This is a genomic window from Cytobacillus sp. GQ23 (assembly GCF_059758675.1).
Window position 1 is genome coordinate 1 of the sequence record NZ_JCAXER010000035.1, and the last position, 20913, is coordinate 20913.

18 protein-coding genes, 1 pseudogene and 2 riboswitches are annotated in these 20913 nt (G+C 40.9%); all 19 genes and pseudogenes read right to left on the bottom strand.

All coding sequences use genetic code 11. From position 1 onward, the window contains the following. Positions 1-324: 324 nt before the first annotated feature. Positions 325-2385, bottom strand: a complete 2061-nt coding sequence (gene ptsG / locus AC6CHU_RS22625) for a glucose-specific PTS transporter subunit IIBC (protein ID WP_498122842.1) — start codon at positions 2383-2385, stop codon at positions 325-327. Between the two features lie 214 nt (positions 2386-2599). Continuing rightward, a complete protein-coding gene (glcT, locus tag AC6CHU_RS22630) occupies positions 2600-3442 on the bottom strand; it encodes a glucose PTS transporter transcription antiterminator GlcT (protein ID WP_159870178.1) in 843 nt (280 codons plus the stop codon). A gap of 118 nt (positions 3443-3560) precedes the next feature. Then, positions 3561-4889 carry an NCS2 family permease gene (locus tag AC6CHU_RS22635; RefSeq protein WP_159870175.1) on the bottom strand — a complete coding sequence of 443 codons (1329 nt, stop codon included), beginning with the start codon at positions 4887-4889 and terminating at the stop codon, positions 3561-3563. A 125-nt stretch (positions 4890-5014) separates the two neighbouring features. Next, positions 5015-5116: riboswitch (purine riboswitch) on the bottom strand. Positions 5117-5201: 85 nt separating this feature from the next. Next, on the bottom strand, positions 5202-6722 hold the full coding sequence (gene guaA / locus AC6CHU_RS22640) for a glutamine-hydrolyzing GMP synthase (protein WP_201306605.1): 1521 nt from the start codon (positions 6720-6722) through the stop codon (positions 5202-5204). Between the two features lie 216 nt (positions 6723-6938). Next, positions 6939-7040: riboswitch (purine riboswitch) on the bottom strand. A gap of 72 nt (positions 7041-7112) precedes the next feature. Beyond that, positions 7113-9317 (bottom strand): transglutaminase TgpA family protein, encoded by a 2205-nt coding sequence (locus AC6CHU_RS22645; RefSeq protein ID WP_159870169.1) that lies wholly within the window; start codon positions 9315-9317, stop codon positions 7113-7115. Further along, positions 9317-10528: a DUF58 domain-containing protein gene (locus tag AC6CHU_RS22650; protein ID WP_498122843.1), complete on the bottom strand. Its 1212-nt coding sequence runs from the start codon at positions 10526-10528 to the stop codon at positions 9317-9319. The genes AC6CHU_RS22645 and AC6CHU_RS22650 overlap by 1 nt, the downstream gene beginning before the upstream one ends. Then, complete coding sequence (locus AC6CHU_RS22655) at positions 10529-11485, bottom strand: AAA family ATPase (protein WP_159870163.1); 957 nt, start codon at positions 11483-11485, stop codon at positions 10529-10531. A 173-nt stretch (positions 11486-11658) separates the two neighbouring features. After that, the gene (locus tag AC6CHU_RS22660) at positions 11659-13116 is read right to left on the bottom strand and encodes an esterase/lipase family protein (protein ID WP_159870160.1); all 1458 of its coding nucleotides are present in this window, start codon (positions 13114-13116) and stop codon (positions 11659-11661) included. Positions 13117-13267: 151 nt separating this feature from the next. Continuing rightward, positions 13268-14962 carry a transglutaminase domain-containing protein gene (locus AC6CHU_RS22665; protein WP_159870157.1) on the bottom strand — a complete coding sequence of 565 codons (1695 nt, stop codon included), beginning with the start codon at positions 14960-14962 and terminating at the stop codon, positions 13268-13270. Positions 14963-15103: 141 nt separating this feature from the next. Next, entirely contained in the window at positions 15104-15655 is a 552-nt protein-coding gene (locus tag AC6CHU_RS22670; RefSeq protein ID WP_159870190.1) for a DUF5381 family protein, read from the bottom strand. A 276-nt stretch (positions 15656-15931) separates the two neighbouring features. Next, positions 15932-16075 carry a DUF5381 family protein gene (locus AC6CHU_RS22675; protein WP_236566323.1) on the bottom strand — a complete coding sequence of 48 codons (144 nt, stop codon included), beginning with the start codon at positions 16073-16075 and terminating at the stop codon, positions 15932-15934. A 43-nt stretch (positions 16076-16118) separates the two neighbouring features. Beyond that, positions 16119-16253 (bottom strand): hypothetical protein, encoded by a 135-nt coding sequence (locus AC6CHU_RS22680; RefSeq protein WP_268891686.1) that lies wholly within the window; start codon positions 16251-16253, stop codon positions 16119-16121. A gap of 199 nt (positions 16254-16452) precedes the next feature. Further along, positions 16453-16899: pseudogene (locus AC6CHU_RS22685) on the bottom strand (DUF5381 family protein). Between the two features lie 42 nt (positions 16900-16941). Further along, positions 16942-17490 carry a DUF5381 family protein gene (locus AC6CHU_RS22690; RefSeq protein WP_498122861.1) on the bottom strand — a complete coding sequence of 183 codons (549 nt, stop codon included), beginning with the start codon at positions 17488-17490 and terminating at the stop codon, positions 16942-16944. A 239-nt stretch (positions 17491-17729) separates the two neighbouring features. Further along, a complete protein-coding gene (locus tag AC6CHU_RS22695; protein ID WP_159870187.1) occupies positions 17730-18281 on the bottom strand; it encodes a DUF5381 family protein in 552 nt (183 codons plus the stop codon). A gap of 20 nt (positions 18282-18301) precedes the next feature. Beyond that, complete coding sequence (locus AC6CHU_RS22700) at positions 18302-19096, bottom strand: YfjC family protein (RefSeq protein WP_498122845.1); 795 nt, start codon at positions 19094-19096, stop codon at positions 18302-18304. A 9-nt stretch (positions 19097-19105) separates the two neighbouring features. Further along, entirely contained in the window at positions 19106-20356 is a 1251-nt protein-coding gene (locus tag AC6CHU_RS22705) for a YfjB-related protein (protein ID WP_251284688.1), read from the bottom strand. 33 nt (positions 20357-20389) lie between these two features. After that, complete coding sequence (locus AC6CHU_RS22710; protein WP_159870148.1) at positions 20390-20533, bottom strand: hypothetical protein; 144 nt, start codon at positions 20531-20533, stop codon at positions 20390-20392. Positions 20534-20558: 25 nt separating this feature from the next. Further along, positions 20559-20861: a WXG100 family type VII secretion target gene (locus AC6CHU_RS22715; RefSeq protein WP_251284689.1), complete on the bottom strand. Its 303-nt coding sequence runs from the start codon at positions 20859-20861 to the stop codon at positions 20559-20561. Positions 20862-20913: the final 52 nt, after the last annotated feature.

The window sequence follows — 20913 nt, forward strand, 5'->3', positions numbered from 1 at the left end:
CCATATAAGAGTTGATAGAGCTCGATTGTCTTTTCGAAAAAGACTAATGATTAAACGTTGACGTTTTGTTCGTTCAGTTTTCAAAGATCAATCTGCCACTCAGAAGCGACTTTATTAATATATCATTTCTCAACCACTTCGTCAACAACTTTTTTAAAAAACATTCAAATGCTGTTAACGTCTTAAGCGACTGTTTTACTATAATAACACCTGGTGCCCAGAAGGTCAACAAGTTATACAAAAAAAACACAAGGATTTTTATTATACTGTAAATCAAAAGAAACCAGCTGTTTGAACTGCAGCTGGTTTCTTCTATATTATATATTATTGTTTTGAGATAACGATGATATCTTTTTCTTTAAGGTCAATAGCGCCCGGCTTATTAATTTTAATTGCTTCCCCCTGTTGAAGGTTTGTGAATACAATCGGTGTAATAATAGAAGTTGCGTTTTCCCCAATATAATCAAGATCCACTTTCAATAGAGGCTGTCCCGCTTCTACACGATCATTCTCTGCAACTAATGCTTCAAAGCCCTGCCCCTTCAGGTTAACCGTATCAATACCCACATGAATCAGGATCTCGCGTCCTGAATCTGAAAGAATGCCGATCGCATGCTTGGTCGGGAACATGTTAACGATCTTCCCGTCTACAGGTGAAACTACAGTTCCTTCAGCAGGTACAATCGCAAAACCATCACCCATCATTTTGCCTGAGAATACAGCATCAGGCACTTCTGTGATCGGTTTGATTTCACCTTTTAGCGGAGCAATGAAAGAGTCTTCCTTATGTTCAGTCTGAAGAGCCTCAGGATTTACTTCTTCAATTTGCTGTTCAACTCCGCCTTCTGGAGCTTTTTCAACTGCCCGCGGTCTTTTGCCGCTCATAATATCTTTCATTTGACCTTTGATTGTTTCAGATCTTGGTCCAAAGATAGCCTGAATGTTGTTTCCAACTTCCAGTACTCCAGAAGCACCTAGTTTCTTTAAGCGGTCTTTATCTACATTCTTAATATCATTTACAGATACACGGAGTCGAGTAATACATGCATCGAGATGAGCGATGTTTTCCTGTCCGCCCATAGCATCAAGAACTTCATAAGGCAGATCTCCGCCTTTACCTGAAGCAGCGGTTTCTTCATCTTCTACTTCTTCACGGCCCGGAGTCATTAAATTAAATTTGCGGATAGCAAATCGGAAACCAAAGTAATAGATCACAGCAAACACTAAGCCAACCGGAATGACAATCCATGCATTTGTCTGAGGGTTGATTAAACCAAATAGAATGTAATCAATCAAACCTCCTGAGAAAGTCATGCCGATTTTTACATCCAAGAGATGCATGGTCATGAATGAAAGACCTGCAAACACCGCGTGTACCGCAAACAGCACCGGAGCTACGAATAAGAATGAAAACTCCAGCGGCTCAGTAATACCTGTTAAGAAAGAAGTTAACGCAGCTGATGCCATAAGGCCGCCGACTACCACTTTCTTCTCTGGGCGTGCTTCGTGATAAATAGCTAATGCAGCTGCAGGAAGACCGAACATCATGAACGGGAACTTACCAGTCATGAATGTACCTGCAGTAAGATTCTGTACATTGTCGCTGATTTGCGCCATAAAGATTCGCTGGTCACCACGAACAGTTTCACCTGCATTTGTTACATATTGTCCAAATTCATACCAGAATGGAGAGTAGAAAATATGATGAAGACCAAAAGGAATCAACGAGCGTTCAATTAATCCAAAAATAAACGCTGATAAAGTCAAGTTCGCATGAACCATGTTTTGAGAGAAAGCATTTAACCCTTCCTGAATTGGCGGCCAGATAACGAGCATCAAAAGACCAAGTACTACAGATGCTGCAGCCGTAATAATCGGAACAAAACGCTTTCCGGCAAAGAATCCTAAATAGGATGGAAGTTCGATTTCAAAAAACCTGTTATATAATGCTGCAGCGATAATACCTACAATGATACCGCCAAATACGCCTGTCTGCAGAGTCGGGATGCCTAGGATACTCGCATAATTAAGCCCATTTACATCCTCGGCTGTAATTCCCGCAGCCGTACCCATTGTCACGTTCATAATTAAATAACCGATAATGGCAGCAAGCGCAGCTACACCTTCGCCGCCTGCCAAACCAACTGCTACACCAACCGCAAATAGCACCGGCAGGTTGGCAAAGACAATATCCCCTGCTTTTTGCATAACCTGGGCAACGATTTCAACCCCGCTGTTATCCAGGAACGGGGCCAGCTCTAAGAGCGCCGGATTCTGCAGTGCAGCACCCAGGGCGAGCAGGATACCAGCCGCCGGCAGCAAGGCTACTGGAAGCATTAAGGCTTTTCCGACTTTTTGCAGGACGCCAAATACTTTTTTAAACATTTGTTAACCCCCTAATTTTTTTACTCATTAAGCGTTTTCATTTAATAGCGGCAACCATTAAAAATAAAAAAGGCATGAGGAAAAAAGGATAGAATTCAGGTGTATACAGGGTATCATACCCTATTCACTTAAATTCAATTACCTTTCTTCACTCATGCCTGATCGAATCAGTAACACGTAAAGACTTTCCATTGCTGGACAAGATATCTTGTAATTAATTTATTTTCTTTTGAAGCCTTTGCAGATGCATAGTCAAATAAACAGCTTCTGCGTTATAAACTGGTTTTTTTAATGTTTGCTGCATTACTTTAATGAGCTTCCAAGAAAGATTGTAGCATACCGGATATTCTTCTTTCAAGAGTGAAGTTATTTTTTCCGGTTCTTCGACGACCTCGCCTTTGTTAACCCTTTCAATAGTAAAGCGGATATGGCGGACAAGTCTCATATAATCAATGCTGTCTTTATCTATTTGAATACCCAGCTGTTCTTCAATCATATTGACGAGATGGGTCACCAGCTGAGAATACTGATTCACTTCGGATAAATCTCTGTTCATTACTGCACTATGAACGTGCAGGGCAATAAATCCAACTTCTCCTTCAGGCAAATAAATACCTGTACGATGCCCGATAAGGTTAACAACTTCCTGGGCTATTCCAAATTCAAATGGATAAAGTGTCTTCGTTTCGACTAGGAAGGGGTTTCTCATTTCCATCCCATTTTTCAAGCGAGTTATCGCAAACATCAAGTGGTCCGTTAATGCAACATGGATATGTTCATTAAGCATGGAGTTCGCCCTTTGTTTTATCAATTGGATGGAGGAGATAATCGCTTCAAGCAATTGATTATCCACATAAGGCATAAGTTTAATATAATTCTCCTGCTCTTTTTCATTTTTAAGAATAAAGAGCTTTTCAACCAAATTAGAGTCGATTGGCTGGCCCGGCTTCCTGCTGAACCCTATCCCTTTGCCGATAAGGACGACTTCTCCAAAGGATTCATGACTGCCAATGAGAACATTATTATTAAGCACCTTTTTTACCTTATATTCACCCATTCTCTTCTCCCCGCCCATTAAACAAATGTACTCTCATGGTATAAAAGCCTGCCCGGGAAGTCAACGGGATCGATCTGAATAAAAAAAGGACCCGCATTTGCGGGCCCTTCACATCCTTTTACTTCAAGAAAATGAAATACAGAACAAATATAACAAACAAGCCATACATAATTGGGTGAATTTCTTTGATTCTGCCCTTTACAATCATGGTGATCGGATAGAAGATAAACCCGATTGCAATTCCTGTTGCGATGCTGTAAGTCAATGGCATTGCAATAATTGTCAAGAATGCCGGAACGGCAATCTCAAACTTCGTCCAGTCAATGTTGCCTAATGATGCAACCATCAATACACCGACAATGATCAGCGCCGGAGCCGTTACTGCAGAAGTAATAACTTCTAATAACGGAAAGAAGAATAATGAAAGCAAGAAAAATCCTGCTGTGACAACCGATGCAAATCCTGTTCTCGCACCTGCCGCAACACCTGAAGAAGACTCAATGAAAGAAGTTGTCGTCGATGTTCCAAAAATTGCACCAACGACTGTTGCTGTTGAGTCAGCCAGAAGTGCTCTGCCTGCACGCGGGAGTTTATTTTCCTTCATTAGGCCTGCCTGGTTAGCAACCCCTACCAGCGTCCCTGCAGTATCAAAGAAGTCTACGAACAGGAATGTTAAAACTACGACCAGCATGCTTGTTGAGAAGAATGAAGGGTCGCTGTATGCTCCCAATGCCGCACCAAACGTTGGAGCTACACTTGGCACTGAGTCAACAACCTTTCCTGGAACATCGATCAGACCGGCAATCATACCAACAACTGTTGTAATCACCATTCCAATAAAAATTCCGCCATTAATGCCTTTTGTCATTAGAATAACTGTGATGATAATTCCGAAAATGGCCAGAAGCACATTTCCATCAGTAAAATCGCCTAAACCTACGAGTACTGCATCATTATTAACGATCAGCCCCGCACTTTGAGCGCCGACAAATGTAATAAACAATCCGATTCCGGCACTGACTGCATATTTTAATTCTGCAGGAATCGAGTTAATGATTTTCTCCCGCAAGCCAGATAAGGACAGAATGATAAAAATAATTCCCGAGATAAGAACCCCGCCTAATGCATGCTGCCAAGGAATTCCCATCGTTAAAACAACAGTATAAGCAAAAAATGCATTTAATCCCATACCAGGAGCAAGCGCAATTGGATATCTGGCCAGCACCCCCATCAACAGGGAACCAATAGCCGCAGCCACTGCTGTGGCAACAAACACAGCCCCATAGTCCATCCTCATGGAATCCGGTAAATCCGGTATATCCATTAAAGATAAAGTAATCGGGTTAACGACTAAAATATAAGCCATTGCTAAAAATGTTGTGAGTCCGCCGATGAATTCACGGCGATAGTTAGTACCAAGCTCTTCAAACTGGAAGTACTTCTTCATTTCTTTTCCCCCTATTGGCAATCTATATTTTCGCAATAAAAAAACTCCGGTATTGAGCACCGGAGCATTGACAACTGGTTCGTGCTTGCCATAGGGAAAATAAAGAAGAATAAAGGCAAAAACATCCCTATTTGCACTTACCTCGTAGTCAAGCTATTTACGGCAGCTCGGTAGAAACTTTTGGGCCATATCCCCAAGATTATACGACGTAAAACGACATATTTAATTCTTCTTTATCATAGCACCCCAAAAAGTCCTAGTCAATAGAAAAAGCGAACATTTTCATGTTCGCTTTTTAATAATGTTCGTATTTTATTCCCACTCAATTGTTGCAGGCGGTTTGCTCGTAATATCGTAGACCACTCTGTTGACATGTGATACTTCATTAACGATTCTAGTTGAAATGATCTCCAGAACATCCCATGGGATACGGGCCCAATCAGAAGTCATGCCATCGATTGATGTAACAGCACGGATTCCAATAGTATAATCATACGTCCGGGCATCACCCATTACCCCGACACTGCGGATGTCAGGCAGGACAGTGAAGTATTGCCAGATATCACGGTCAAGGCCGGCCTTTTTAATTTCCTCGCGCAAAATCGCATCAGACTCGCGCACAATTTCCAGCTTATCCTCTGAAATTTCACCAAGGACGCGGATTCCTAATCCCGGACCAGGGAATGGCTGTCTCCACACGATTTCATCCGGAATGCCAAGCTCTGTTCCGAGTGCACGCACCTCATCTTTAAACAGAGTGTTAAGTGGCTCGATCAGCTTGAATTGCATATCTTCAGGAAGTCCGCCTACATTATGATGAGATTTAATCGTTTGCGCAGTTGCTGTTCCACTTTCAATAATATCCGTATAAAGTGTACCCTGTGCAAGGAAATCAATGCCTTCAAGCTTAGCTGCTTCATCATCGAATACATAGATAAATTCATTGCCGATGATTTTACGCTTTTGTTCAGGATCGCTAACCCCTTTAAGCTTATTCATAAAGCGCTCCTGCGCATCCACTTTAATTACATTCATATTGAATCCATCAGCAAAAGTCTTCATAACGCCTTCTGCTTCATCTTTTCTAAGCAGGCCGTGATCAACGAAAATACAAGTCAGCTGGTCTCCGATTGCTTTATGAATTAGGACGGCAACAACCGATGAATCAACACCGCCGCTCAATGCGCAAAGAACCTTTTTATCCCCAACTTCCTGGCGGATCTTCTCCATTTCAATTTCAATGAAGTTCTCCATTGACCAATCGCCAGTACAGCCGCAAACGCCAAACACAAAGTTTTTCAGCATATCATTGCCATGAACAGAGTGGCGAACCTCAGGGTGGAATTGAACAGCGTATAAACCGCGCTCTTCATTGCTCATCGCCGCAATCGGACATGATGGATTGGTACCGTCCACTGTGAAACCAGCCGGAGCCTCTACAACAAGATCGCCATGGCTCATCCAGACTGTCTGTTCTCGAGGAAGGTCTGCAAACAATTTAGACTCGTTTTCAATCTTCATGATCGCCTTTCCGTATTCACGGTGCTTGGCAGGTTCTACTTTTCCATCAAAATGCATCGTCATCAGCTGCATGCCATAGCAGATTCCAAAAATCGGCAAGCCCAGTTCAAAAATTTCCTCATCACAGCGGAAAGCATTTTCGCCATAGACACTGTTAGGACCACCGGAGAAGATAATCCCCTTCGGATTCATTTCCTTGATTTCTGCAGCTGTAATCGTATGCGGATGCAGCTCACTGTATACACCGAACTCACGAATTCTGCGTGTGATTAACTGATTGTACTGGCTCCCAAAGTCCAGCACTACGATCATTTCCTGATTTTGAAGTTCTGTTTTCCCCGTCACACTGTTCACCTCATTAAATTTGTTGTATTGCCTTTAGTCTTCTCTCATACAGATAAAATATCTAGAAAAAATATAATTTCTCAGCAAGTTCATATATTCCAGCGGGAAGCTGACAATAAAAAAACCGGAACTCTTTCTCCACAAAAAAAAGTGAAGGCAGAATTCCGGTTCTCACGTACAGCAAAAAACTTCTTCTGCCTTCATAGTCAGATCATTTACGGCGATCCGGTAGAGACTTTCGAACCATATTATCGAGGATATATGAAGGTTGCATGATTTAATTGTGAAAAACGGCAAAATCCGAACAATATTGCCGCTGTCTTATTTGCCTATTGTAACAACAGCCCTAAATCCCGGTCAAGCTATTGTCTTTTTAATTAAATTTTCCCACAATTCCTTTGTATCCTTCCAGCTTCCTTCTTTCAGAACTCCCCTGTAGACAAGCTCTTCGTAATGTGCTGTCAGACTGCTCATTTCCCTTGTTGAGAAAAAGCTGTCAACATACTTGGCATAATCTCTTAAGGTTTGTCCGTTTCTCCGTTTTAATCCGTATCGATCCAATTCTTTTAAAAGAATCAGGTAAGCCTTCGAGAAGTGCTCATCATTCCTTTTTCTTTTAAACCTCCAGATGAAATAATGAGGAAGCCATTTACCCCGTTTTCGGAAACTGACTATTACAAGCAAAACAGCTGCCAATACGGCTGTTACAATGACCTTCCACTGTTCTTTAAAGAAAGCCTCTATATTGCCCCAAAGCTTCTTGAATGTGAACTGTGATCCTTCTGTTGATACTGTTTCAGGCTTGTCCGGCTTAACAGGAGTCTCAGCCTCTTTAGGCTTTTCTGCCTCCGGCTGGCTCGTATTTTGGCCAGCATTGTCAAAGTTGAACTGTACATTATTACTAAAGCCCTGAGTTGGTTCAAATGGAACCCAGCCCATCTCAGGAAAATAAATTTCCACCCATGAATGGGCATTGTTATTTGTTACCTCATATAAGCGAAAACCAGATCCAAGCGACTGCTTGAATTCTCCTTCTGTATAGCCCTTCACCCATCTTGCCGGCAATCCGATCGATCTCGCCAGAACCACCATTGAGGAAGAGAAGTTGTCGCAATACCCCTGCTTGGTATCAAATAAAAATTGGTCCACATAGTCCTCATTTTCCCCTGGAACCGCTACATCTGTCTGGCTGTAGCTATATTCCGCTCTGCGGAAATATCTCTCAAGCTCCCTTGCTTTTTCAAACCAATCCGGTTTATCCTGAGTAATTTCCTGCGCAAGTTCCCTGACTCTTTCAGGCAATTCTTCAGGAAGCTGTGTATACCGGGACAAAAATTCTTCAGGAAGTGATTCCGCCTTTGCCCCTGATGCCTTCATGGCAGTCACACTGTATTCGGGGACCGCAAATCCCAATTTATACTCTTCCAATGCAAATGGCCGTCCTCCATCCAATGTCCGTATCTTTTCAGTAGCCGACTCCATCTCATAGGTAATGAACGGCGAAGCTTCAATACTTTTTAACCCTAATGGATACACCACATGAGGGTAATTCATAAAGGTATAAACCGAGCTTGCTTCTTCAGTTGTTTCAATTGCATCGTTATCGATAAACGATGTAACCGGGATTTCTTCTCCCAAACCAAACGGAAGGTACTCCCCTTCAGGCTGGGAGGTTACCCACCCCTTGCCTGTATACTTATCCTTTGTTTCCACCTTCCAGTAATGGCGAGACTCCACTTCCGCCCTGAAGACCACTGCGTTATCACCTATAAAAGGGCCGCCAAGACGGGAATCGTCTTCCCCATATCCGATCTTCTGGATACCCCGGCCATTGCCGCCGCTGTTTTGCCCATAAGATTTAATAAAAGGCACTGGATCGGGCCAAATGGGTTCTGCTTTAGGGGCAGCATATCCCAAGCCTGTACTTAACGCGATCAGTGCAATCAGCGGAATCATCCATTTGCGCGAGAGGGAGGCTTCTTTTTTCATCCCTTCCTGCTCCAGAAGACGATTGAATGTTAGGATGCCCATTACCGCAAAGCCCGCAATTACTGTTCTGACAATCGCAGCGTCTGCCATGTAAGGCGTAAAGGTGTCCAAAACAGTTATATAAATGAGTGTCATGAAAAAGAAAATAAAAATCTGCCTGCGGTTAATCAGCCAATATTGAATCAAATAAGACATCAGCCACAGCAGTATGAAAAATAGCAGGCTTCTGAAAAGATTGGTCATGGCGGGCCAGTCTCTCTCAGCCAGCAAACCAAAGTTGTGCAAACTATCCGACGCAAACACGGCTATCCATGAAAATTGAAAAAAGGAGCCTTCAAAATACAAATAATGCAGCTCATATAAAATATACAGCACCTTAATAACACTGCTTATGACTGGACTTACGCCAAAGAAAGCAAGGAGCAGTGACAGCACAAGGAACACAAGGAAAACGGCAATATTCGATGTATCTGTCAGCTCTTCAACAGGCCGCAGCCATTCCCATAACAAGAAAAAGCCAAGGACATATAGGAGAAAGGAGGAAAAGTCCTTATGGACCTTTTCAAAATTCATCACCTGCTCACCCCCGAAAACACATCAAAATGTCCGTCATGAACCAGGACTACCCGTATCCCCCTGGCATTAGCAGAGGTTTTTAGCAGCAGCTCATCACCGGAAGGAGATTCATGCTCATGTTTAATCAAAAATATAGTCAAGGTTCCATTTTTGGACGCAAAATATCCGGCTTTCTCTATGAGTGCTTTTGTTAATTTCCCTGTCATAATCATCAGCTGACTGTTCTGCTGCAGAAGAAAATGCTCTGCTTCAAGAACCCGATCCAATGAGGCTTGTGAATCATCTTTTATTTTTGCCAAATGATGAAAAATCTGGAGCTGGTGCGTTTCTCCGCCCCTGATTGGAAAAGCCGTCCGAACAGCTGCAGAGGTCAAAAATCCAGACTGCGCCCCTTTCCGGAGAATTGCCCTTACAATGGAGGCAGTAAACGAAACGATGGCCTCAAATCGGCTATCGGCTGCACAGTCCATCAGGATAAAAACATCATGGGATTGCCTTTGTTCAAATTCCTTGGTCATAATATCATTTCGCTTTGCAGTAGCTTTCCAGTTGATCCAGGAAAATCTGTCTCCAGGCTGATACTCCCTGATGCCGATTGCCATGGAAGTATCCCTTTGCACCCGCTCTTTGGAAGCAGTCATTCCCTGGTCGTAATGATGTGCCATCGGCTTATAGATGATTTCCTCATACGCCGGGTAGACAACCATCCTGCTCTCAGCGGGAGCTTGTCTTTCTTTTTCTATTAAGCCCAAGAGATCACCCGTTTTCAAACGGACGGAACCAAAAAAATGCTCTCCCCTGGGCAGGCTGTTAATCTTGTATTGAATGGACATTTCCTTTTGAAATCCAGGAAATAAAAACCGCTTTGCCTCGTTTGACTTCCGGGCACGCAGGAGCTGCTCGCTCATTTCATCCTCAACGACGAGGTACAATAAAGGAAAAGCTGATTCCCTTTCTATCTTTAGAGTAATCGATGCCTCTTCACCTGCACTATATTCCGTTTTCGTCAGGATCCGCTCCACTTTAACGCCATTTAATGAATATAACGACAGACAAAGGGCATATAAAGCAAATGGCACAAAGCTGTAAAACAAAAACCAGCTGACAAAGCCGCCCTGAAACATGGCATACGAAAAGGTGAACAAAATTAGCAGAAACAGTACAATAAGCTTCCAGACACCTTTCAGTGTATTTAACAGCTGTTTCATTTACTTCACTAGCCTTTGTACAGGGATAGGCACCCTGGCAATAACCCGCCCCACCACTTCTTCAGCCGTAACACCTTCAAATTTCGCCTCTGATCTCAAAATAATTCTATGGACAAAAACCGCAGGCGCCAAATGCTGAATGTCATCTGGAAGAACAAAGTCGCGGCCATACATGAAAGCATAAGCCTGGGCTGCTTTCATTAAAGCAATGGAACCCCGCGGACTTGCCCCTAAGTACACACTGCTGTGATTGCGGGTTCCATTTGCGATTTCCACGATATAGCGTTTAATCGTCTCGTCTACATGTACCTCTTTAATTTCTGTCTGCAGTGAGCGCAATTCAGCCAGATCCATTACAGTTTCCAGACCCTCTATTGGCGGAATGCGCTGCGCGCGGTTCAGGACCTCCATCTCATCTGCTATTTCCGGATAGCCCATTTTCATTTTTAAAAGGAATCTGTCCAGCTGCGCTTCCGGAAGCGGATAGGTTCCCTCATACTCAATGGGATTTTGTGTGGCCATAACGAAGAAGGGTCTTTCAAGACGATGTGTCACTCCGTCTATGGTCACACTGCTTTCTTCCATCCCTTCAAGAAGAGCGGATTGCGTCTTGGGAGAGGTCCGGTTGATTTCATCCGCTAAAATAATATTGCCCATAATGGGACCAGGCCTGAACTGAAACTCCATTTCCTTCGGATTATAGATGGATACACCCGTTACATCCGAAGGCAGCAAATCAGGCGTGAACTGGATGCGTTTAAATGAAGCACCAACTGATTTAGCCAGCGCACGTACCATCATTGTTTTCCCGACACCCGGAACATCCTCGAGCAATACATGGCCTTCTGCTAAAAGCGCCACTAAGCTCAACTCCGCAACATCCCGTTTGCCGATCATAACTTTTTCAATATTTCCCAATACCCTTTCAATTGCAGGGTGCATCTGATTTCGATCCATTAGAAATCTCTCCCCTTTATCTATATCTATCATTCCACTAATTTACAATTTTCTTAATTTTATTCTAACCTATTATATATTCGCTGTCGCCCCGGAAACTCCTGTGATTTTCCGAGACGGGCCATATCAGATTCGACATAAATAAAGGCTGCTTTTCAGCAGCCGCAGAGCAGTCAGTTATATCGTTTTCCATTCGTATCTATATAAAAAGATTCGATAAGAGTCCTTTCATAGGGCTTCCCATTTCCGGTAAAACCTTTTATTTCCGTTGTCACATTGTATACACCTTCCTGAGAAAAATCTCCATCGGTCATAATGCCGGGCTTTTCTCCCTTCGCTTTCTGCTGCAGCTTTTTTCCTGAAGAATCAAATTCATAGAGGATCCACTTTGAATGGAAGGTTTCTTGGCTATTCAGAGATTTGCCCTGAATACTATCATTTAACGGGCTGTCCAGTGCAACGGTGTATAGATACGAAGCATTTGCCGGAGCTTTTAAGACCCAGGTTCCATCTTTAGGATTATCTGCTTCAATCTGATGAACCCATGCCCCTTTGAAAAACTCGGATTTTTCTTTATGCGCTTTTCCCATTTTATATTCTCTTCCGTCCGGACTGATTAATTTTAAAGAGGATAAATTCTTATCGCTTATAAAAGAAATGGTTATGGATTTCACCTTATCCTCCACGAGAAACTGCTCACTTATTGCATTGACACTTGTTCCTCCTTTTACAATGGAGTGAATGCGTGGCTTTCCGACTGAGGATTCAGAGTCTTCAATGGAATAATTCGCAGCAGGCTGAGTAATTGATGTGTAAGGTCTGAACACCGGGAATGTACGGGACCCTTCCCGGATGGTTGTATGATTCCAGCCGCCTTCCTGGACAATGGAAGCCCCAGGGAGCCGGGAATTAACTGCTGTCACAACACCATCGCTTTTTCCGTACTGGCTCAGGTATAAACCTCCCCAGTAGAAAGCACTGCCAAATGATCCCCATTTGGTTCCGCCAAGTGTATAATATCGGTTTTTTGCAGTATTCGGATGGGAGTCTGTCAGGCTTCGGAAGTATTGCATATTGCCTGTCTGCAGGGATTCAGTTGCCTCATTATTGTTTCCGAGAAGGGCAGCAAGCCACCAGGCGGCACTGCTGTGTGCAAGGTCTGCAAGCTGGGTGCCATGATGAGGAGAGGATAGAGAGATGACATTTGATACATAGGGATGGGCATTGTAATGAACAAGCGCTGTCTGAATATCCACACCGCCTTTGCTATAGCCAATGACCACGAGCTTCTTTCCGCCGAAATGATGGTACATTTCCTGGAGCTTTTCAGCCAGAATGGCACCATTCGTCCACATATCACGGTCATGATGAAGATCAATGAAGGCTGTTTCATACCCATTTGCCAATGCCACCTCATACATATCATTTCCTTCATGCCAGACAGCTGATGAATTATTATAGCCGTGCACAAACACAAGAGGTGATTTGGAAGGGTCAATGCTTGAGGGTGTTTCTCCGGCATACCAATAACCCGGAGTGCCACTGTCGTCACCGCCAATGCCGCCAGCCTTCACCATACCAGGGAAAATCAGCATCATACAAAAGATCACTCCTGCCAATTGTTTTATCAAGCTATTACCTCCTAACGGAGATCCGGACGGAAGCCCAGTCAACTTAATTTTATAATTTTCAGAATAATTATTGAAGAGTATTTCGAATTAATTTCCACTCCTTTGGCAAATAAAAAAAGCCACAGGAACAGGCCCCATGACTTTTTGCAGTTTAGTATGATACACCTGTACGGTTATGAGTTTTTTCAAACTCTGCCTGATTCGGATCAAAGTATTTTTCATTAAAAGCTGCCACGAATTTATCATCCTTAATGTAACCCGCTCCCCATGTAGGATCCATCGTGAGCCAGCTTCCATCCACCTTCACTTCCACCCATGCATGCTTCTGCGGCCAGAATCCGCCGAATGCAGTTCCTTCAATAAAGCGGGCTTCCATATTGCTTGCCCGAAGCAAAGCAATGGCCAGATACGAATAATCCTGGCAGACGCCTGTTTTAGAATCAAGTGTCTTGAGTGCACTATCATCCCAGCTGAAGTTATCTGTTTCGAGCTTATTTACATCATATGAAACGTTCTTCGCAACATAATCATAAATGGCTTTCGCTTTTTCCCTTTCCCCGCTAATACCTTCTGTCAGCTTTTGTGCGAGTTCAGTAATTTGCGGCTCATCTGACTGAATGCCCCTTGAAGGAAGCAGGTCCCGCTTATCCTCGCCTGTTGACTCCACCTCAAACTTGGCAAATCCATAGTAGCGGAAATAATCGCTATTCTCTTCCTTAATTTCCGGCACACTTAGTGTGACTTCATATGTGCCAGGACCAAACCTTAAATAAAATGAATCATCAAATGTGAAGTCCTTTACAGGGATCACATCCAGTGCCTCGTCTTCACCTTTTTTTGTAGTAATGTAAATATGATCTGTTTCAGGACCGAATTCTGCCTGCGGATCAATTTTTCCTTTTATAGAAAAGACACCGTCAGACTTCTCACCGCCATATTGCGGGTATTCGAGCGCCACTCCCCGCTCCTCATATGATTTAGAGTATTCAATCGGGCTCATCTTCCTATCAGACTCGTTGTCTATTAAGATGGTTGTGGCTGTCTGATAGTAATTTTCCCTTTCCTTGTCAGGAACGAGCACTTCAAGCTCGTGCTGGCCTTTTCCGTAGAATAAAGGCACATCATAAGCAAACTTGCCATTCTTAAGCTTAATGACATGCTTCCACATTTCCGAATCCTTTTTCAGCTGTAACATGATTGTATCGCTGTCTGACAGGCTTTCGGCTTCCCCTTGTAAACTGAAGACTTCATTGCCATTTACGTAGCTCGATTCTATATCTAGGGCGAGATCTGCTTCCTGGCCAAACGGAGTATACGTCACATCGCGGTCCGCATCCGGATTTACATTATGGACAGTGAATGAAGCAAGATCATAATAATAATTCTCACTATCTATACTTGGAAGCTGAACCGTTACCTTATACTCGCCTTCCCCATTAAATAAACGGATATCCTGCTTGAACTTCCCTTCCTTGATGGGTGCGTAATATTCCAGATCGTTCCCTGCCGGTCCATCTTCTGTGGAACGGATCTTGATCCAGGCATATTCTGATTTGAGATCAGTGTATTTTTCAACCTCTCCCTGGACAGCTACCTTGCCATTAGCAGCAAACTCCTTATACTTCGGATTTTTCAGAGCCGCTCCGACTTCCTCACTGTAAGAAGTCAGCTCAAGGGGTTCAAGCTCAAGTTCCTTATTTTTCTCTTTAGCCAGCTTTTCATATTTGTCTTCTTCCTTTTTCTCCGCTTTTGCTTCTGAATTGCTTTCAGAGCTGCTGCATGCAGAGAGGAAGAGGAAGCTGGTAAGCAAAACTATTAATATATTGATGAGGCTTTTCTTTGGCATGGGGTCCTCCTTTTTAATGTTCTTAACTTTATTACGTTCGGAATGCCCTCTGGTTTCAGAAATTGAATTTTAAAACAAGAGCTCCTTGTTAAGTTAGACCTTATGTGAGCTTTTATTTATAAAATTGAAAGGATAGTATCATTAATCTATCTTTTGTGCCCTCCGATCGTACTTTAACTCTACTTGCAGTAGTTCCAGATTTACTTTTCGATCCCAAACCTTCCTGGAATTTTCAGTCATATAAGGATAAAGATACTTATCTACAATCATTTCATAGTCCATTTCAGCAAGAAGATTATAAGTGCGAATTCTGAACTTCTTATTATTAAACGTTTCTATGATAATGTCATTTATTAAGTTTATGGGGTTTCTTACCAGGTTAATGTTTTTTATGTCTTTGATTAAAATCTCTTTTTTATTCATAACTAACTTCCCATCTTCTCCTAGGATAATTGAAAATAGGACTTTCCCCGGAATAAAACCAGGCAAGCTCCAGAGAGTGAGATATAGGTAGAAGGGGGTTAAGACAATTCCTCCACCAAGATATAGAATAGAGTATTTTGAGTTAAATTTCAGACCATGTGTTATCAAGAAAACACATGCAATCAAAAACCCTGATGTGGCCAAAAACATCCAAATGCGCATAAACTTTGAACCTTTAATAAGTATTCCTTCATTTTTTTCTTCAATCATTGACAAGATAAACTCTCCCATTTAGAAAATAGAGTATTAATCTTATAAAAGGACTTTGTTAGTCAAAGAACAAACTGAATGCTAATCGAAGATCCTCCATAGCGATAATATTGCATCATTATAAGTGATGTTACCAATGTATCTTGCTGTAATCTTTCTCAGATTTCTTTTGAAATATAACCCTGGCAAGACAAAGAGGGTTCAGCATACTGCCAGCCCAGAAATGTGTTTTATACCTTATACTCCTGTCTCACATAATCATCTTCCTCTTTTAACTTATCTAAATCGGTTTTCCGACCCCATATCTTCCTGTATAAACGGAAAAATGTATTTATTGACAATCACTTGAAAATCTCCATCATCGATGAGGTTATAGGTGCGAATTCTTACTTTGTTATCATCGAATGTTTCGATTAACAATATCGTTAATAAGGTTTAAGGGATTTCTGTTCAAATCAATATTTCAGATGTTTTTTACTTTTACAGCGGCTCCTCTTGGGGAATGAATAATACCGTTCTCTCCAGGAACATTAATACATAATAAAACTTCGAACCCTTTATAATTACTGCATCCCCTTTTTTCTGAACCATTGACCATTATAACTCCTCCTTTGTATCAGATAGTGAGAACCTGCAGAAAGAGAGACAATTTACACATATGCTTTACTTAATTACCTTATTAAGCATTTGATTCGCAGCGTCCAAAATGCCTGTTGACGAAAAATAAAAGGGCTCGTTATTTACTAGCCCCTTTAGAAAGCCCTCTTAAAAGAGGGCTTATCAGATTTAATTAATTTTTAAACAAATTTTGTTCCTTTTCTTTCGTATCTTGCCACATCTCGAAGACGTTCAAGATTCACTTTTCTGTCCCAAACCTTTTTTGCGTTTTCTGTCATATATGGATAGATGTATTGATCTACAATTAATTTATAATGTAAATCTCCAAGAAAATTATATGTTCTAATTTTTATTTTCTTGTCATGGAAGGTCTCAATAACAATATCAATTATTAAGTTAAAAGGGTTTCTGACTAAATTGATATCACGAATACTACTTATAGAAACCGTATCTTTTTTCGAATGATTTGTCCCCTGTTCTCCCGGGATTATTTTAAACAAAACCTTCCCTGGCATTTATCCAGGCAGGGTCCATAAAGTCATGTAAAGATAGATAGGAGTTAATACAATTCCTCCGCCTAAATATAGTAACGAATATTTAGAATTAAATTTCAGCCCATGTATAATTTAAAAAATACATGCTGCTAAAAAACCCCACACATATAACTATTACTCAACCTTCGGTTCTTGCCTTTCATAATTAGCCTGCTGCCGAAGATTATCCAGGTTTATTTTCCGATCCCAAACTTTTTTGGCATTTTCAGTCATATAAGGATATATATATTGATCAACAATGATCTGATAGCGAAAATCACCAATCAGGTTATAGGTGCGAATTTTATATTTTTTATCATTAAAGGTTTCAATTACAATATCATTTATTAAATTTAATGGATTCCTTACAAGGTCAATACTTCGTATATCCTTAATTGGAATAATCCCTTTTTTTGATTTAATCACACCATTTTCTCCGGGTATAATGGACAGCAAGGTTTTGCCCGGAATTAGGCCTGGTAAATTCCAAAGCGTAATATAGAGATAAAAAGGTGTGAATATGATCCCGCCGCCAAGATAAAATAAAGAATATTTAGAGTCAAACTTCAGACCGTGAACAATTAGCAAGATACAAGCTATTAAAAAACCTACAGTAGCCAGAAACACCAAAACATACATAATTTTTGAACCTTTTATTATTATAGGTTCTTTGTCAAGGGACATCGAAAAATATTCATCCTCCTCTTTTTTTAAATGAGCCACTTCTTTCTCTCTCCATGAGATAGCCCACGCCTACGATAGGACTTGTTAAGCAGGTTCAACTTATTTACTCATTCAAATTTTGTATACTCCCGTAACTGCTTTATGGAGTCGTCAAAGAGCTATTTACAGATCTTAACTTTTAACGCTTATTCTAAAGTCCATATCAACACATTAAATTACATTCTTGTTTATGGATAAAACTACTCGATTTTATGCTCCTGTCTTACATAGTTGTCTTCCTCTTTTAACTTATCTAAATCAATCTTCCGATCCCATACCTTCTTGGCATTGTCATTCATAAAGGGGAAAATATACTTATCAACAATTACCTGAAAATCTCCATCATCAATCAGATTATAAGTACGAAATTTAACTTTCTTGTCATCGAAAGTTTCAATAACAATATCATTTATTAGATTCAATGGATTTCTTATCAAGTCAATATTACGGATATTTTTTATTGAAACTGTAGATCTTTTTCCCACTACCTTTCCGTTATCTCCTGGAACAATTTTCAGCAGCACCTTACCTGGTTTGAATCCAGGCAAACTCCAGAGAGAAATATATAAATAGAATGGGGTGAAAATAATCCCTCCGCCAAGATAGAACAAGGAATATTTAGAATTGAATTTCAAGCCGTGTATAATAAGAAAGATGCAGGCTATTAAAAAGCCCACTGTTGCAAAAAACATTAGAGCATAATAAAACTTTGACCCTTTGATGACTATAGAGTCACCTTTATCTTGAACCATTGGCAACTAAATCTCCCCCTTTAACTTGCAAAAACTCTGCTGTTTAACAATAGATCATTAATCGTTGTCTCATTTAACCTCAAAATATTCAAATCCAGATTCTGGTCTCTTTTAATCAGCCAGGATTCGGCCTGACCAGGAATAACAAAGTAAATATCAATTAATTCCGGGTTATTACTAGTGTCGTATTCTAAACTAAGAAGACTATCCATTTTACCCTTCCTTATAGTGATGTCCTTTAAAAATATCGATGCAAGAGAATGTTGAATTTTAATCTGCCACTTATGAATAGTACTTTCAGTGATTGAGTCTAACTGGCTCATATCTCCCAAAAGTTCCTCAAATTCTTCATTTGTTAATTTAAATATCACTTCACTTTGTTTACAAGACGAAGTAAAATTAAAAAATTCTAACAGGCTTGATATAACCTCTTTTTTAGGATACTTAGAGATTAAATGAACCTGATGATCATGCAGTAACCGATGATGAAATACTGCCCCTTCTTTAAAATGAAAAGAAATACTTTCTTCCCCCTCTAGGTCTTGATTAAACCTAGAGGCCTTCACTGTCTTTTCTGCAGAATTTAATATATGGATGAAGGAAGTGTATTCTTTCTTTAACTTATATTGATTATCTACTTCCTCTGCCATATCCTTTGCAAGCAAAGAACGAGAGGCAAACTCCAGCATCAATTTTAATTCAGAATCCTCCAAAGCCGGAAAATAAGTCTCCTTTAAAGAAATCCCCTGCTCATACAACCCTTCACTATAAAAAGAAAATATTAATTCTTCTATGCTTAGCTTAATCGTTTTCATATTGCCTCCTTAAAAAAATGATAATTTTTTGCCAAGGAACCCTTTTGCACCCTCTATTAGAGAATCAGCTGTATCCTTTGCCTTCGAAAGCCCTTTTCCAATTTCCTTTACCTTTCCAATTGGATCAGCGATTGTTTCTTTAATCTGTTTATTGACCATGTCAATTCCTTTGTTAGCTACTTCTAACGCCTCGCCAGCTTTCTCAAAACCACTCTTAAATAGCTCAACACCATGGTGAATAGGCTCTTTCAGCAGGATAGCCCCTTTTTCAGCAATGCCAGCTGTTAACTTAGCTGCCTGCTCTCCTACAAGTCCACCTACGAAAGAACCTGCAGCAGCTCCCACCACTGTACCGACTGGTCCAACAATACTACCTAAAGCACCGCCAACTACTGCGCCTGCAATTGCTCCACCAGAAATGGCTACAGTATTATTAACCGCATTTCCAACAGCCTTAGCATTTTCTCTCTTTAGAACATCTGGATTATTTCCATATTTAGCGTAATTTTCGGAGATTTTAAGTCCCATTCCACCGGCTTCCATTATTCCAGTTAGTGCAACAGTGCTAATAACATTAGTTTTAGCAAATTTCGCTCCCGTTTGAGCAAAAGTTTTAAACTTTGCAGTACTTAATGTATTTTTTCGTATGCCTTTATACATTGCTTTTGAGCTGTTTGTATAATTAATAACATCTTCTGGCAAGTATTTAGCAATCTTTTTATGAACCAAATCAGCAAGTGGTACATTTTTATATTTGCTTCTCAAATATAATGGACCCACGAACGCTCTTGCCAATGTTCCTAACTTTTTAGATTCATCAATTTTGTCTGTTACTTTTTGGAGGGCTGCCATATGTTTATAGGTAAATACACCGTCAGCACCCTTAATAAATTGAGTAAATCCTAACCCATAAAATGCAAGCTGTTTTGTCATAAGGGTTCCAAGAGCTGTAATAGCACCATATTTGTCATACAACTTATACAATTTACCTACAAGATTATCCGCATCAGCAAATTTATTTGCGACCATCCGCAGGTCAATTTCCATTTCACTGAGCTGTCCTACCAGCTGATTACCTGTCCCCCAGGGGTCTCCTACATTATAGAAGCAATGTCTGTATTCCGCAGGAGCACTATTGATTAACTCTGCAAGCTCCATATGAAGATTCCTGTATTCGTCTTCAATTCTGGATAAACGAGTAACCAGGTCATTTGCCAGGTCTTCCAGACGATCTGGATTTACAGATATTTCATTTCCCATTTTCAATACCTCTTTTCTTTTCGGATTAGTTCTTCAAAATAAATTAATTATTTGGTACCCAACTATTAAAACTTGAATTGGCAATATAAAAATGTCTGCACATCCAGGCACCGCTTCCCCATCATATCTTTTATTCTTGTCATAAGAACCTTTTTTCTTCTCTTCATTATTAGACATATAAACCCACCCTATCTTAAATTCTTCAATCCGCCTTAAGTCGGGCCAATCTCTCTAATTCTCTTTGTCTTTCAATTTCCTCTCTGACTCTGTCAACTTCATTCGCTGCGCTTTCGAGTTCCCGGCTGATGTTATAAAGGTTATCCGAGTGCCTTTGGAAGAGGACACCGGCTTCTTCCAGTGCAGAATCAAATTTGTCCCGTGCCTTTCCCTTCCATTCATCCGCATGGTTTTGAACACTTTGCTTTAGTTTGAATTCTTCTGTTTTGATATCATCTGAAGCTGTCTGAAATACCCTTGCCAGAGCTCTAACATTTGATGAGTTCATTTTGACACCTCATTTTTAAAAGTTTTTTATAGATAATAATTTCTATTCAAAC

Excerpts from the sequence above, each read along its gene's own strand:
- ptsG (WP_498122842.1), bottom strand. The coding sequence starts at position 2,385 with ATGTTTAAAAAAGTATTTGGCGTCCTGCAAAAAGTCGGAAAAGCCTTA.
- glcT (WP_159870178.1), bottom strand. The coding sequence starts at position 3,442 with ATGGGTGAATATAAGGTAAAAAAGGTGCTTAATAATAATGTTCTCATT.
- AC6CHU_RS22635 (WP_159870175.1), bottom strand. The coding sequence starts at position 4,889 with ATGAAGAAGTACTTCCAGTTTGAAGAGCTTGGTACTAACTATCGCCGT.
- guaA (WP_201306605.1), bottom strand. The coding sequence starts at position 6,722 with ATGATCGTAGTGCTGGACTTTGGGAGCCAGTACAATCAGTTAATCACA.
- AC6CHU_RS22645 (WP_159870169.1), bottom strand. The coding sequence starts at position 9,317 with ATGAATTTTGAAAAGGTCCATAAGGACTTTTCCTCCTTTCTCCTATAT.
- AC6CHU_RS22650 (WP_498122843.1), bottom strand. The coding sequence starts at position 10,528 with ATGAAACAGCTGTTAAATACACTGAAAGGTGTCTGGAAGCTTATTGTA.
- AC6CHU_RS22655 (WP_159870163.1), bottom strand. The coding sequence starts at position 11,485 with ATGGATCGAAATCAGATGCACCCTGCAATTGAAAGGGTATTGGGAAAT.
- AC6CHU_RS22665 (WP_159870157.1), bottom strand. The coding sequence starts at position 14,962 with ATGCCAAAGAAAAGCCTCATCAATATATTAATAGTTTTGCTTACCAGC.
- AC6CHU_RS22670 (WP_159870190.1), bottom strand. The coding sequence starts at position 15,655 with ATGATTGAAGAAAAAAATGAAGGAATACTTATTAAAGGTTCAAAGTTT.
- AC6CHU_RS22680 (WP_268891686.1), bottom strand. The coding sequence starts at position 16,253 with ATGGTCAATGGTTCAGAAAAAAGGGGATGCAGTAATTATAAAGGGTTC.
- AC6CHU_RS22690 (WP_498122861.1), bottom strand. The coding sequence starts at position 17,490 with ATGTCCCTTGACAAAGAACCTATAATAATAAAAGGTTCAAAAATTATG.
- AC6CHU_RS22695 (WP_159870187.1), bottom strand. The coding sequence starts at position 18,281 with ATGGTTCAAGATAAAGGTGACTCTATAGTCATCAAAGGGTCAAAGTTT.
- AC6CHU_RS22700 (WP_498122845.1), bottom strand. The coding sequence starts at position 19,096 with ATGAAAACGATTAAGCTAAGCATAGAAGAATTAATATTTTCTTTTTAT.
- AC6CHU_RS22705 (WP_251284688.1), bottom strand. The coding sequence starts at position 20,356 with ATGGGAAATGAAATATCTGTAAATCCAGATCGTCTGGAAGACCTGGCA.
- AC6CHU_RS22710 (WP_159870148.1), bottom strand. The coding sequence starts at position 20,533 with ATGTCTAATAATGAAGAGAAGAAAAAAGGTTCTTATGACAAGAATAAA.
- AC6CHU_RS22715 (WP_251284689.1), bottom strand. The coding sequence starts at position 20,861 with ATGAACTCATCAAATGTTAGAGCTCTGGCAAGGGTATTTCAGACAGCT.